General features: G+C 62.2%; 18 protein-coding genes. 8 read left to right on the forward strand and 10 right to left on the reverse strand.

The features are described from left to right. Nucleotides 1-7: 7 nt before the first annotated feature. Genes lgt through ACSQ84_RS14390 form a run of 3 tightly spaced genes read right to left on the reverse strand, consistent with a single transcriptional unit; the run spans nt 8 to nt 2,090 of the window. The gene (gene lgt, locus ACSQ84_RS14380; RefSeq protein WP_436212346.1) at nt 8-847 is read right to left on the reverse strand and encodes a prolipoprotein diacylglyceryl transferase; all 840 of its coding nucleotides are present in this window, start codon (nt 845-847) and stop codon (nt 8-10) included. Nucleotides 848-852: 5 nt separating this feature from the next. Further along, nucleotides 853-1,341 (reverse strand): GNAT family N-acetyltransferase, encoded by a 489-nt coding sequence (locus ACSQ84_RS14385; protein WP_436212347.1) that lies wholly within the window; start codon nt 1,339-1,341, stop codon nt 853-855. A 14-nt stretch (nt 1,342-1,355) separates the two neighbouring features. Then, nucleotides 1,356-2,090: a dienelactone hydrolase family protein gene (locus ACSQ84_RS14390; RefSeq protein WP_436212348.1), complete on the reverse strand. Its 735-nt coding sequence runs from the start codon at nt 2,088-2,090 to the stop codon at nt 1,356-1,358. A 175-nt stretch (nt 2,091-2,265) separates the two neighbouring features. Between ACSQ84_RS14390 and ACSQ84_RS14395 the strand changes: the two genes are divergently transcribed. The 4 genes from ACSQ84_RS14395 (at nt 2,266) to ychF (ending at nt 5,232) form a co-directional block, all read left to right on the forward strand. Continuing rightward, nucleotides 2,266-2,532: an accessory factor UbiK family protein gene (locus tag ACSQ84_RS14395; RefSeq protein ID WP_436212349.1), complete on the forward strand. Its 267-nt coding sequence runs from the start codon at nt 2,266-2,268 to the stop codon at nt 2,530-2,532. Between the two features lie 199 nt (nt 2,533-2,731). Next, the gene (locus tag ACSQ84_RS14400) at nt 2,732-3,469 is read left to right on the forward strand and encodes a 50S ribosomal protein L25/general stress protein Ctc (RefSeq protein WP_436212350.1); all 738 of its coding nucleotides are present in this window, start codon (nt 2,732-2,734) and stop codon (nt 3,467-3,469) included. A 21-nt stretch (nt 3,470-3,490) separates the two neighbouring features. Further along, nucleotides 3,491-4,096 (forward strand): aminoacyl-tRNA hydrolase, encoded by a 606-nt coding sequence (gene pth, locus ACSQ84_RS14405; RefSeq protein WP_436212351.1) that lies wholly within the window; start codon nt 3,491-3,493, stop codon nt 4,094-4,096. Between the two features lie 38 nt (nt 4,097-4,134). Then, entirely contained in the window at nt 4,135-5,232 is a 1,098-nt protein-coding gene (gene ychF / locus ACSQ84_RS14410) for a redox-regulated ATPase YchF (RefSeq protein WP_436212352.1), read from the forward strand. 198 nt (nt 5,233-5,430) lie between these two features. Here ychF and ACSQ84_RS14415 read toward each other — a convergent pair whose 3' ends face one another. After that, nucleotides 5,431-5,724, reverse strand: coding sequence for a DUF4282 domain-containing protein (locus tag ACSQ84_RS14415; protein WP_436212353.1), 294 nt, complete (start codon nt 5,722-5,724; stop codon nt 5,431-5,433). Between the two features lie 211 nt (nt 5,725-5,935). On the opposite strand from ACSQ84_RS14415, the gene ACSQ84_RS14420 reads away from it, so the two are divergent. The 3 genes from ACSQ84_RS14420 (at nt 5,936) to ACSQ84_RS14430 (ending at nt 7,268) form a co-directional block, all read left to right on the forward strand. Then, nucleotides 5,936-6,397, forward strand: a complete 462-nt coding sequence (locus tag ACSQ84_RS14420) for a MaoC family dehydratase (protein ID WP_436212354.1) — start codon at nt 5,936-5,938, stop codon at nt 6,395-6,397. An 8-nt stretch (nt 6,398-6,405) separates the two neighbouring features. Next, nucleotides 6,406-6,888: a MaoC family dehydratase gene (locus tag ACSQ84_RS14425; RefSeq protein ID WP_436212355.1), complete on the forward strand. Its 483-nt coding sequence runs from the start codon at nt 6,406-6,408 to the stop codon at nt 6,886-6,888. Nucleotides 6,889-7,124: 236 nt separating this feature from the next. Continuing rightward, nucleotides 7,125-7,268 (forward strand): hypothetical protein, encoded by a 144-nt coding sequence (locus ACSQ84_RS14430; RefSeq protein ID WP_436212356.1) that lies wholly within the window; start codon nt 7,125-7,127, stop codon nt 7,266-7,268. Nucleotides 7,269-7,377: 109 nt separating this feature from the next. Here ACSQ84_RS14430 and ACSQ84_RS14435 read toward each other — a convergent pair whose 3' ends face one another. The 6 genes from ACSQ84_RS14435 to ACSQ84_RS14460 form a co-directional block, all read right to left on the reverse strand. Beyond that, nucleotides 7,378-7,509: a hypothetical protein gene (locus ACSQ84_RS14435; protein WP_436212357.1), complete on the reverse strand. Its 132-nt coding sequence runs from the start codon at nt 7,507-7,509 to the stop codon at nt 7,378-7,380. Nucleotides 7,510-7,699: 190 nt separating this feature from the next. Further along, a complete protein-coding gene (locus ACSQ84_RS14440; protein WP_436212358.1) occupies nt 7,700-8,119 on the reverse strand; it encodes a hypothetical protein in 420 nt (139 codons plus the stop codon). 154 nt (nt 8,120-8,273) lie between these two features. Beyond that, nucleotides 8,274-9,203: a hypothetical protein gene (locus tag ACSQ84_RS14445; RefSeq protein ID WP_436212359.1), complete on the reverse strand. Its 930-nt coding sequence runs from the start codon at nt 9,201-9,203 to the stop codon at nt 8,274-8,276. A 259-nt stretch (nt 9,204-9,462) separates the two neighbouring features. Then, nucleotides 9,463-9,897 carry a nuclear transport factor 2 family protein gene (locus ACSQ84_RS14450; RefSeq protein ID WP_436212360.1) on the reverse strand — a complete coding sequence of 145 codons (435 nt, stop codon included), beginning with the start codon at nt 9,895-9,897 and terminating at the stop codon, nt 9,463-9,465. Between the two features lie 196 nt (nt 9,898-10,093). Further along, nucleotides 10,094-10,360: a hypothetical protein gene (locus tag ACSQ84_RS14455; RefSeq protein ID WP_436212361.1), complete on the reverse strand. Its 267-nt coding sequence runs from the start codon at nt 10,358-10,360 to the stop codon at nt 10,094-10,096. A gap of 1,138 nt (nt 10,361-11,498) precedes the next feature. Then, complete coding sequence (locus tag ACSQ84_RS14460) at nt 11,499-12,305, reverse strand: hypothetical protein (RefSeq protein ID WP_436212362.1); 807 nt, start codon at nt 12,303-12,305, stop codon at nt 11,499-11,501. 127 nt (nt 12,306-12,432) lie between these two features. Here ACSQ84_RS14460 and ACSQ84_RS14465 point away from each other — a divergent pair, with 127 nt between their 5' ends. Then, nucleotides 12,433-12,624 carry a hypothetical protein gene (locus ACSQ84_RS14465; RefSeq protein WP_436212363.1) on the forward strand — a complete coding sequence of 64 codons (192 nt, stop codon included), beginning with the start codon at nt 12,433-12,435 and terminating at the stop codon, nt 12,622-12,624. The last annotated feature ends 193 nt before the right edge of the window (nt 12,625-12,817 follow it).

Here is a 12,817-nt window from a genome sequence, read left to right on the forward strand (position 1 = left end):
CCTTGCCTCAAATTGACTTCTGCAAATGCTCCGGCGCCTTGCGCCATGCCATCACCATCAGGATGGCTCCGGCAACGATCATCGGCACCGACAACAGCATACCCATAGTCAGCCCGCCCCACAAAAATCCAAGCTGCGGGTCCGGCTCGCGGAAGAATTCGCTTATAATACGTGCAATGGCGTAGATCGCGATGAAACTGCCGAGGATCAGGCCCGGGCGCTTCAGGGCGCCCATCCGGATCATGACCGCCAATATCGCAAACAGCAGGACGCCCTCGAGCGCCGCCTCGTAAAGCTGGCTGGGGTGGCGCGGCAGCGGTCCGCCGTTGGGGAACACCATCCGCCAGGGCACGCTGGAATCCGCCGGCCGGCCCCACAATTCGCTGTTGATGAAGTTGGCGAGCCGTCCGAGCAGCAACCCGATCGGCCCGACCCCGGTGGTGATGTCACCGAGCGAGAGGATCGGAATGCCGTTGGCGCGGCAGAACAGCATCACCGCGGCGACGCAGCCGAGGAAGCCGCCGTGAAACGACATGCCGCCCTTCCACAATTCGAAAATTTCGGCCGGGTGCTGTGCAAAGTAGGCGGGATTGTAGAACAGCACGTAACCGGCGCGGCCGCCGACGATGATGCCGATGGTGACCCACAGGACGAAATCATCGAGCTGCGCCAGCGTGATCGGCGCCGGCCCGCCCCACAATTTCTCATTTTTGACCAGTGAACGCGCATAAATCCACCCCAGTACGATGCCGCCGATATAGGCCAGCGCATACCAGCGGATCGCGATCGGCCCGATCGAGATCGCGATCGGATCGAAAACCGGAAAGGCGATGGTCAGGAAGGGCATCGGGCTCACAGCGCTTTGGTGTAGACGGCATACGCCACGCCGAAGATCGGCGGAGCGTCGTAGGCTTTGACAAAACCCATCCTGAGATACATCGGCAAGGCCACTGTCATGATCGGACTGGTGTGGAGTGCGATCAGCGGCGATCCATCGCGTTTGGCCCTGGCGATACATTCATTGCTCAAGGCGTGCCCGATCCCTTTGCCGCGAAACGCGGGGTCGACAATGAGCATGCGGATGATCGGCCAGCGCTGGTCGAAGAACGGCGCCTTGGGGCGATCCGGTCCGAAATAGGCGACGGCGCCTGCGAACGCGTGCTGTAGTTCGGCAATGATGACTTCTCCGGTGGCGCTGAGCGCTGACGTCTTCGACAGGCCGGCGAGCATCGCCGGCCAATCCTGGTAGTGATCGCGAAACTGGCCAAAGGCCGCAATCGCCGTCCGGTTCAGGTTCTCCGCATCCGAGTTCTCATAATCCCTGATTCGGATGTCAGTCATTCGGAGCCTTGCGATCAGGTGGCGAGGTTACGGCGATAGAGCGCCAGCAGCCGCTCCCAGTGCCGCTCGGCGGCGTCGCGGTGGTAGACCGGCCGCTTCGGGAAGGCAAAGCCGTGGTGCGTGCCGGGGTAGATCTCGACCTCGTTGTTCGATCCCTTCATGCTCTGCTGCAATTTCTCGATGATTTCGACGGGCGCGTAGATATCGGTCTCGGCGCAGGCGAAATACAGTTCGGCCTTGGTCTTGGCGGCGGCAATATGCGGGCTGTCGGGCTGGTCGGTCGCCAGATGGGTGCCGTAGATCGAGGCCGCGGCTTTCACCTGCTCCGGAAAATGCGTCGCGGCGTTGACCGCGTAGCGGCCGCTCATGCAGTAGCCGACGGTGCCGACGACGGCGGCGTTCGCGGCTTTTTGGGTCGCGGCGTAGGCGAGCAGGGCCTTGGTATCCTCCATCACCAGGGGAATATTGATCGAGTTCATGAACCCGAACATCCGCTTGCGCTCGGGCGCGTCCGGATCTGGCGGAATTGGTCCGATCTCCATCACGCCGGAGCGGTAGTACATATTGGGCAGCATCACGTAGTAGCCCGAGGTCGCGAGCCGCCGCGCCATGTCGCGCAGTTCCTCGCGGATCGCCGGCGCATCCATGTAGAACAGGATGACCGGAAACGGTCCGCCGCGCTCGGGATGGGTGATGAAAGTGGTGGTCTTGCCGTCCTTGGTCTCAATGTCGATCTGCTGGTCGATCATGGGCGCATCGATTCTGTTTTTTGGTTGGGCGTCCGCACGATTGCAAGGAAAGTAGGGCATGACAAGGCGAACGAACATCACCTTGGCGTTGACCCTCGCCCTTGAACCGCGCCTTCGGAATCGCCATTGTCTTGGCGGAAAGCAGAGCCAGTTGCAGCGACCGGAGCGTTCAGCGATGACCCAGACCAACAATCGGTTTTTCGACGAGATCGGCCGTTTGATGAACGACGCCGCCGGCGCCGCGCAGGGCGTCAAGCGCGAAGTCGATGCGGTGGTTCGCAACCAGGCCGAACGCATCCTGCGCGACCTCGACCTCGTCAAGCGCGAAGAGTTCGACGCGGTCAAGGACATGGCGCGGCTGGCGCGCGAGGAAAACGAGGCGCTGAAGACCCGGATCGCCGCGCTGGAAGCCAAGCTCGGGGTTTCGCCACAGGCGGGTTGAGGGCGGACGGGTCGCCAGATCGCCCTTTACTCCGGGGAAGGGCAGGGGCAGAAAAATCCCCTGATTTCCTTGTCATTTTGGCGCTTTGGGGCTAAAAGCCCGCCACGTCCGCAGCCCCCGCACCCCTGGAGGCTTGCTGTCGGACGCTACCGGGCCGCGCTGCGGCCTTTAACTTTTTAGAAAACAAGGACTTAACACGATGGCGACCGTCAAGGAATTGAAGGCGACCGCGCGTCCGCAGAGCGGCAAGGGGGCCGCCCGGGCAGAGCGTCGCGCCGGGAGAGTTCCCGGAGTGATCTATGGCAACAACCTGCCCCCCGTGACCATCTCGGTCGACGACGCCGAGCTGCGCCAGCGCATTCTGGCCGGCCGGTTCCTCACCACGATTTACGACATCGATCTCGAGGGCAAGAAGCACCGCGTGATTCCGCGCGACTTCCATCTCGATCCGGTGCGTGACTTCCCGCTGCATGTCGACTTCATGCGGCTCGGCGAGGGCGCCACCATACGCGTCAGCGTTCCCCTGCATGTGGTGAACGGCGAAACCTCGCCCGGCGTCAAGCGCGGCGGTACGGTCAACATCGTCACCCACAGCATCGAACTGGAATGCTCGGTCGACAACATTCCGCAGTATGTCGAGGCCGATGCCGGCGCGCTGGAAATCAGCCACTCGCTGCATTTGTCCGACGTCAAGCTGCCTGCCGGCGTGAGGTCGCTGTCGCGTGAAGACGCGACGCTCGTGACCATCGTGCCGCCGTCCGGCTACGCCGAAGAACTGAAGGCGGCTGCGGCGGCTGCTGCTGGCGGCGCGGCTCCCGGTGCTGCTCCGGCAGCGGGTGCGGCTGCTGCGCCCGCAGCGGGTGCTGCCGCTCCGGCGGCGGGTGCGAAGGCGCCCGCGGCTGGCGCCAAGGCGCCTGCCGGCGACAAGAAGAAGTAAGCGGACGCGGGATGCCGCGTCATGCGACTTTTTGTCGGCCTCGGTAACCCCGGCGCGAAGTACGCGAACAACCGGCACAATATCGGTTTCGCGGTCGTCGATGAAATTGCGCGGCGTCATGGTTTCGCACCATGGCGCCGCCGTTTTCAGGGCGAGACGTCGGAAGGCACGCTCGAGCGCGAACGCGTGGTCCTGCTCAAGCCCACGACTTATATGAACGAGTCCGGGCGCTCGGTGCAGGAAGCCGCAAATTTTTTCAAGCTCGGCGCTGGCGAGATCATCGTGTTTCAGGATGAACTCGAACTGCCGGCGGCGAAAGTACGCGTTAAGGTCGGCGGTGGCATTGCCGGCCATAACGGGTTGCGCTCGATCTCCTCGCATATCGGCAACGAGTATCGCCGGGTGCGGCTCGGGATCGGTCATCCCGGCGTCAAGGATCTGGTGCACAGCCACGTGCTGTCGGATTTCGCCAAGAGCGATCGGCCCTGGGTCGAGGCGCTGTGCGAGGCGGTCGCCGAAAATGCCGGTTTGCTTGCGACCGAGCGCGACTCGACGTTTCAGAACAAGGTGCATCTCGTGATGCAGGCCAAAGGTTTTTTTGAAAAGGGCGATGACGGCGCGCCGTAACGCGCCGCCACAGCCAGCAACGGGCTTCAGGACACGTCATGGGATTCAAATGTGGTATCGTTGGCCTGCCCAATGTCGGCAAGTCGACGCTGTTCAACGCGCTGACCGAGACGGCAGCGGCGCAGGCGGCGAATTATCCGTTCTGCACCATCGAGCCGAATGTCGGCGAGGTGGCGGTGCCGGATCCCAGGCTCGACAAGTTGGCGGCGGCCGCCAAGTCGGCGCAGATCATCCCGACGCGGCTGACCTTTGTCGACATCGCAGGCCTGGTGCGCGGCGCCTCGAAGGGCGAGGGCCTCGGCAACCAGTTCCTCGCCACCATCCGCGAGGTCGACGCGGTGGCGCATGTGGTGCGATGTTTTGAGGATTCCGACATCACCCATGTCGAAGGCAAGATCGCGCCATTGGCTGACATCGAGACCATCGAAACCGAGCTGATGCTCGCCGATCTCGACAGCCTCGAAAAGCGCGTCGACAATCTCGCCAAGAAGGCCAAGGGCAACGACAAGGATGCCAAGGAACAGCTCGACCTCGTCAACCGCGCGCTGGTGCTGCTGCGCGAGGGCCGGCCGGCACGGTTTCTCGAGCGCAAGCCGGAAGAAGAGCGGGCCTTCGGCATGCTCGGCCTGCTGACGTCGAAGCCGGTGCTCTATGTCTGCAATGTCGAGGAAGGCTCGGCCAAGGACGGCAACAGTTTTTCCAGGCAGGTGTTCGAGCACGCCAAAAAAGAGGGCGCGGTCGCGGTGGCGATTTCGGCCAAGATCGAGTCCGAGATCGCAACCCTGTCACGCGAGGAGCGCGCCGAGTTTCTCGACACGCTCGGACTGGAAGAGGCCGGCCTCGACCGCCTGATCCGTGCCGGCTACCAGCTGCTCGACCTCATCACCTACTTTACCGTCGGGCCGAAGGAGGCCCGCGCCTGGACCATCAACCGCGGCACCAAGGGCCCTGCGGCCGCCGGCGTGATCCATACCGATTTCGAGAAGGGCTTTATCCGCGCCGAAACCATCGCCTATGCCGACTATGTCGCGCTGGGCGGCGAAGCCGGCGCGCGCGACGCCGGCAAGCTGCGCCTTGAGGGCAAGGAGTATGTTGTCGCCGACGGCGACGTCATGCATTTCCGGTTTAATACTTGAGAATAAACGGTTCGGCGTCATCCCCGCGTGAGCGTAAGCTCATCGCTGGAGGTGCGAGCCCGCATGGGCGAGCCTCGAAGGATGATTGTTCAGCGCAAATGGCTCATCCTTCGAGGCGCGCAAGAGCGCGCACCTCCCGAGCGAACGCAAGTGCGTTCGTCCGGGGATGACGGCGAGTTCGTCGAGGCGGCAAGCCAATCAATGCATCTGGCCCTGGTCGCGGATCGCGCCGAGGTGTTCATTGATGCGGAACACGATCAGGATGAATTCTGCGGCGATGCGCGTAAACACCACGCCGACCACGACGCTGGCGATCGAGGACAACAGCACGATGAAGCCGCCGAACGGGCTGACTGCCATCGCGCCCAGCCCCGAGAAAATGCCGGATATGCCGAACAGCACGATCAGGCCGATCACCAGCCAGTAAAAGGTCTTGATGATCGTGGGGGTGATGAAGCGGTCCCACTGAAACAGATCCTGAAAATCGAACATCGGTGGTTCTCCCGGCAAGTCGAAGGTGATTCGCGTCCAGCCTCGCTCCTGAGCGGACAGGGCCTAGCTCCGAACAGGGGCCCGAGCAAGCCGAAGACGAGCACCGCTCGCAGCGGCGTTCGTCCCTCGGGCACGTGCCATGCGGGTGGGCGGGTTGAGATTGCTGCAAATAACGGCCACAATCAGGCTCCCGCACGGTAAAAATCACATCATGCCACCGCTTACCTTCGAAGATTTCAAGCCCGGCCATTTCGGCACGTTCGGACCGCGCCACGTCACGCGCGAGGAGATCCTGGCTTACGCTGCCGAGTACGACCCGCAACCGATGCATCTGGACGAAGCGGCTGCAGCCAAGTCGATGCTGAAGGGTCTGTCCGGATCGGGCTGGCATCTTTGCTCGATCATGATGCGGATGATGGTCGACGGCTTCATTGGCTGCACCGCGTCGATGGGCTCGCCGGGCGTCAACGAGATGCGCTGGCTCGCGCCGCTGCGGCCGGGCGACGATCTGACGCTCGATATCGAGATCGCCGAGGCGCGGGTATCGCGCAGCCGCCCAGAGACCGGGATCGTGACGTTCAAGGGCGTGGTCAAGAACGCCGCCGGCGTGACGCTGGGCGAAATGGTGTCGCCGATCATCGTGCGCCGTCGCGCCGAAGCGGGGGCGGAATAGGATCGTCGATGCGTTTCTTTGAGGACATTGAAATCGGTTCGCGGCGTGAGCTCGGATCGTTCACCTTCACCGCCGAGCTGATCAAGCAATTCGCCGCGCAGTTCGATCCGCAGGCGTTTCACCTCGACGAGGAGGCGGGACGTCAGTCGCTGTTCGGCGGGTTGGCGGCGTCGGGATGGCATGTCGGTTCCGTCTGCATGAAGCTGCTGGTCGCCGACGGCCAGCGCCTGACGCGAGAGGCCCTCGCACGCGGCGAGGAGGTTGCGATCTGGGGACCGTCGCCCGGCTTTCGCGAGCTGCGCTGGATCAGGCCGGTATTGGCCGGCGACACCATCAGTTTTTCGAGCGTCGTCGAAACCAAGCGCACGTCGGAGAAGCGCCCCGAATGGGGCATCCTGCAGGCCCGCAACACCGGCGCCAACCAGCGCGGCGAACCGGTCTACTCGTTCTTGGCCACCGCCTTCGTGCCGCGTCGGAACACGGGTTCCTGAGGTGCTCTCTCCTACGTCATGGCCGGGCTTGACCCGGCCATCCACGACTTGGCTTCGATAGCGATGAAGACGTGGATGCCCGGCACAAGGCCGGGCATGACGAAGAGGAGCCTGGTTAGCGGCTCTCTTATCGGCACCGGCGCGATTGAAGATTCACAGAAACCGATTTTTTGCTAACGCATTTTGAACTTTTAGCCTGCCATATGCGACCTAGGGGAAGTACCGAGGGGACGACCATGGCAGATCGCAGCCACCTGAAACTTGTCGGCTTTATTTTCGCGACCATCACGCTCGGCGTGATGCTGACCACCGCGATGGTGGTGAAGACCTATGCCGACGGCGGCTACACGCTTGAGAGCACGTCGTTCGCCCGTCACTAAAAGTCAGAGTTTGCTAACCATAGCGCTGGATCGCACCAGCACTTGGAACCGCGCGTCTGTCGCGCCACTGCGTCAGTTGCTCCAGAGTGTCACCGTTGCTCCAGACGCGTCAGCTGCTCCAGATCAGGGTCATCAGCACGACCGCCACCGTCAGCAGTCCGACGAACCGGATCATGAGCGTGCCCATGCCGTGTACCGAATGCTGCAGCGGATGGGTGTTGTTCGGCTGACCGTTTTGCATCTCGTATCCTTGGAAGTTTGCCTACCGTTGCTGGCGGCATCCGTCCCTTGATCCCGACGCGCTGCTTATAGAGTTCAAGACAGTCATTTACCAAACGAAACCGCCGCCTCCTGTTGAAGAAGACGGCGGGTGTAGGATTTTTGCAACGGTATGGATCAGCTAAGATCCTGGATCAGCTGAGCCTTTTAGATCAGCTGTTGCGCAGCCCGTCGGCGGCGCGTTTCCACTGCGTGACGTTGTCGGCGATCATGCGCGTTGATTTCATCGCGGCCTGGCTGAGCTGCGCATAACCGGAGATTTCGCGCTGAACGCGCTGGCCTTCGGCATGCAAGAGATCGCGCAGGCTTTCGAGTTCCGAAATCAGCTTTTCGATTTCAGCAAGCGAAGTTCCGGCGACGCGCTGGATCAGCGAGTTGACGTTGTTGACGGTAGCTTCCGCGCTGGCATCGAGCGGCACAGTTTCCGCGGCGCCGGCCGACGGACGGCGCAGATAGGCGATGTCGTTGCGGACGAAGTCGCGGATTCCCGCCTCGACTTCCGAAACCGCAGCGAGATTGTTGTCGACATCCTCAGTTGGTTCAACTTGTTCGGATCGGTTGGTAACGTTCATCGGCCATTCCTCTGTTTCGCGATAAGCGAGCGCGGACGTCCCCCGCACGACGAAGTGAAGCGTTGCTATCAAGGCTGTTGAATTTGGCCGCATCTAGGCCAATATACGGCAATGCTGGATCATTCTGGCGCGATTGGCGAGTAAGTGCAGGGCTTTACCAACTGCGCTTGAAGCCCGCGCCAAAACTCTTGTTAACCACTCCCGAGGAGGTCTCGCCGACCGAGCCCGAGATGGTGACGCCGTCGAACAGCTTCTGCTCGGCGCCGACCTTGCGCAGCCATTTGTCGTCCGAGGTCGACAGCGTCTGGCCCGCCATGAAGCTGGTGCCGGTGTCGGCGATGCTCAGTTTCGCCGACTGGTCGGTCTCATAGCTGCGGGTCGGATGGCTGACGATGCCGGGCACCGGAACGATGCCCTGCTGGATCAGATTGTAGCCGTTCTGCAGCGTGAGCGAGTATTGCTCGCTGAGCGGCAGCGATTTGCTTAAGGAGGTGCCGAGCTTGCTCTGGTCCGCCCCGGGATCGACGCGGGCCTCGATCGATGTCTTGTCCCAGATCGAGCCGACGCCGGGCGCGGTGATCGCGGCCCAGGCGGTGCCGGAGGATTGGGGGACGCTGCCGCCATTCGCCAGTTTTTCCGACAACAGTTCCTGGGCCGTCAGCGTGCCCTGCCGGGCCACCGTCATGTCGGCGCCGATCCGCGCATCCCAGAACGGCGTCAGCGATTGCTTCACCGACACGGCGGAGGTGCCGTTGGTCCTCTGGTTCGCCGACCATGCGGTATCCGCGCTGGCCGCGGCTTTCGACGCGGCGCGGGCCTTCGCGGCCGGCCCGGTCACGGGCGCGGCGTCGAGATCGAGCTGGCCCCAGTCGAGCTTGCTGACGTCGATATCCCTCATGATGTCGGGGTCGTTGACGTCCGGTGCCGCCGCGACGTCGGGCGCCGCGGCGGCTTCCTCCGCGGCCTCTTCGGTATCCTCATTGGCGGGCGGCGTCTGCGCCGCCACCGACAGCACCGCGGCCAGGCTGAAGCCGGCAACCAGCATCGGCAGCCTTATCCAGCCAAATCGTGTCGTTGAAGTCATTGCCCGCCCGCATTCCAAATCAGGCTGACAATGCGTTGGCGGTGGTGCGAAATTATGGCGAGGGCGCATTGGCGCGCCCTCGCACTCCGTCATGACCGGGCCGCAGCGTCGAGCGCAGCATCGCACTCCATACAGCGCGAAGCGCGTCGTCACGCTGTTGTCGCAACCACGTCTTCCAGGGGCTGGTGAAGAGGACGTGGGTCCCCGCGACCTCTAGGCCCGGCCATGACGAAACGGATCGATCAGGGATTGACGCGGGCTAAACCGCCATCCGCGGCAGGTGGATGGGATAACCGATGGTCTGCTCGACGAGATCAAAGGTGTCGACCAGCACGCGGAGATTGGTCAGCTTGCCGGCCCTGAACTGCGCGAAATGCGCGAGCCGCAGGCTGATGGGCTTGTTCGAATCCAGCGCGGTGAGCGAATAGCGCATCATCGAGGCGGCGGAATCGACCCCTAGCATGATCGACTCGCGGTCGAAGCGATGGACTCGGACGTTCTCGGCGATCTGCCGGATCACCTCGATCACGGCCGCCTTGCCCCGGCGCGAACCGAAGAACGGAAACATGTCGATCGGGCCGTAGACCGCCCAGTCGACGTCCTCGTCGAGCAGGGCTTCGAAATCGGCGGGCTGGCGTTCGTTGATCGCACGATGCAACGCGCGAGAAAAACGCCAGAGACTGTGCTCCGTCATTTGATTTGGTCCTTGAAACTGATTTCAAACGGCGACGTCCAAGGGCGTCCGCATCGACGCCGTGCCGGTCGCTAAATTCCCGGTCGCTAAATTCGTTCGTGTACTAACAATAGGGGTTTCCGGCGAAAATACAACCGACGTTTTTGCATTGCACAAATGCAGGATTTCCCGCGTTTTACCGCCGCAAGCGCGGTTTTTACCGGTCCCCGCGGCGCACCGGCTCGCGTTCGATGGCGATCTGGGCGTCCTTGATGGCGATCACGCTAAACAACAGGGCGCCCCCGATACCGCCGATCACGGCGCCCAGCGGCATGAAGGTGAAGAACACCAGCATGGCGTTATAGCCTTCAAAACTCGTGGTTTTAAAGATCTCGACCCAGGCCAGCCCGGCCCCGATCCCAAGCGCTGCACCCCCCAATGTCCCCAGCGCCAAACCAAGCAGAGCCAGCAATGCGATCTTCATATGTTCTTCGTGTCCGGAAAATGCCTTGTGGTGTGTCGCTGGCGGAGCGGCGAGGTTCAACATAGGCCGGAAAAATAAGCTGGAGGCTTGTCGCCCTTCAGGACCGCGCTGACGTCGCGCTCGAGCACCTGCTCGACCATGTCGAAGGCGTCGATGATCTCGGCGATGAGCCGGACGACTGACTTGGTAATGCGAGGAATAAGGAGGCGCGTGGCATACGCTGCGCCAGCGCGGCTGCTGGTGCATTCGCGTGCGAATGAATTGCTACGGATTCGAATTTCAAACAGCCCGACTCTTCAATCCGTCAACCTGAGGTGCGCGCTCTTGCGCGCCTCGAAGGACGACGGCCCGGCCGGTGGCCGATTCATCCTTCGAGGCTCGCCGAAGAGGCTCGCACCTCAGGATGACGGGGACGCAGCTTCGCGTTCTCGCGGCACGATCTGCCCGAGTTTGGCAAGTAGTCGTCGCCCTCGAAATTCAGAGGACGCAGGGAATGCCGGATGCGCGCTGCACCCGCGATCTCGTGTGCGAATAGTGCAAACAAAGCTGCACACGAGCATACAGGGCAGCGGAGAACATCCGACATTCCCTGCGCAATGGCTTTACGGCTTATAGCGAGCTCTCCCCGGTGAGCCTATACTCTGTTGCCACCGTCGCTGCGCCGAAATGAATCCGACGCAACTTGACGCCAGCCTAAGGGCGTCAGGACCACACGTCTTTGCCGTACGCTCTCGTGCCGTTCGTTATCGGCGCTACCAGCGTCCACCGCGACCCGTCCCAACGATCGTGACGATCATGATACGCCCCTCTGGCGGGACGGGATGGACGAAGATATAAACCGATTTTTGATTCTGGAAAAGAGAAATATTTTTTATTTCGGGGCTTGACACGACTTCCGAATGTCAGAACTGATTTGCCCGTCGGGCTATTTTGTCGCATTTCGTCGCTTGCTCCCCGCGGCTGGTCGCTATTGTAACCGTCGTCCCGGCCTTGAGCTCAGATGCGCAATTGCGCATCGGGGGACCCATAAACACTAGCAGTAGTTAGTTGCACGCTGGTCGTTATCTTTCTTTTCCAGCAATGTTGGCCGCGGCGTATGGGTCCCGGCTCAAGGCCGGGACGACAACTAACTTACGTGTCACCCCTGCGGCGCCACCTTGCGCGTGACGAGATCGACGATGAAATTTCCGCGCTTCTCATAGCCTTCAGGCACGTAGGCCTCGCCTCGCGAAAGCCGGCCAAAAACTTCCTTTGGCTTCGGAAAGCCCTTGCGGCAAGCCTTGGTGATCGTCTCCGCGTCGGCGTAGCTAACCGTCACGCTCACGGTCTGCGGCCGCGGCCCGGCTTTGATGTTCGAGACCTCGAAATATTTCGAGCGCTCCTTGCAGGTGACGACGTTGGCGCCGTAGGCGCGAATTGAATCCGTCGCGGTCAGGAGGAAGTCGGGCGAGATGCTGACGTTCCTGCTGTCGTCCTGGGTGAACACGAACTCCGCGACGCCGGTTTCCAGATGGCCCTGGCCGATATGGCCGGTGATGCAGACCAGCCAATCCTGCCCCGCGCTCCTGGCCAGGGTGATGCAGTCATTGACCTGCGAGCCCGGCTGGAAGCTTCGGAAGATGGTCTTGCCGTCGCTCTGCTCGAACACCACGGCGCCGCCATTGTCGGTGGCGCGCGGCTCGCATCCGCTCTCGTAATTGACCACCAGCAAGGGATTGCCGGCGGCGATGAACCGGCCGCCGCGGCGATCGCTGGTCAGCCTGACGTCGCAGGCGCGGCTTCCCGCATCCGGATAGTTCCTGGCCCGTTTGCAGGTCGATCCCTCGATGTCCTGAGCGTCGCAAAACGTCGCCAGCAGCGTACGGTCGGCATCATCGGCGTGCGCCGGGCTGGCGAGAAGGCAGGCAAAGGCCAGCGCGAGGAGGGCAGGGATCGATTTCAACATCGGCGGATCATGGTTTCAGTCGGCGGGAACAGTCAATTCATTCTTGCTTGGTCGGCGCAAGGCGGGGACGCGTTCACGCCGGGAACGAGAACGGCCGGTCCCGCGTTTTTATGCAATGGAGAACCTGATGACGAAACGCCCGACCAAAGCCATCCCGCCCGTTCCCGACGACAACCAGAGCCACAAGGGCCCCGGCAGCGCGCCGAAGGTGCCGATCGACACCACCAAGGGCCACCGCGACGACGAGAAGAACAACATCAATGAACAGGGCGACCACGGCAACATGAAGCAGAACACGAGCAACAGACGGTCGGGGTGATCGTTCCTCAACCTCGCCCCGCTTGCGGGGCGATGTGATATCGAGCCCGGAATCCATAACCACGATCGTGAGTATGGATTCCCCGATGCGCAATTGCGCATCTGAGGCCTGCGCCCGCGAGCCCCGGAATGATGGCCGAATCCGTGACGCCCATCACGTCACACCCTACGCGACCCACCTATCCTGGCGGCAT

The organism is Bradyrhizobium sp. LjRoot220, from assembly GCF_964252915.1.
Lineage (GTDB): Bacteria > Pseudomonadota > Alphaproteobacteria > Rhizobiales > Xanthobacteraceae > Bradyrhizobium.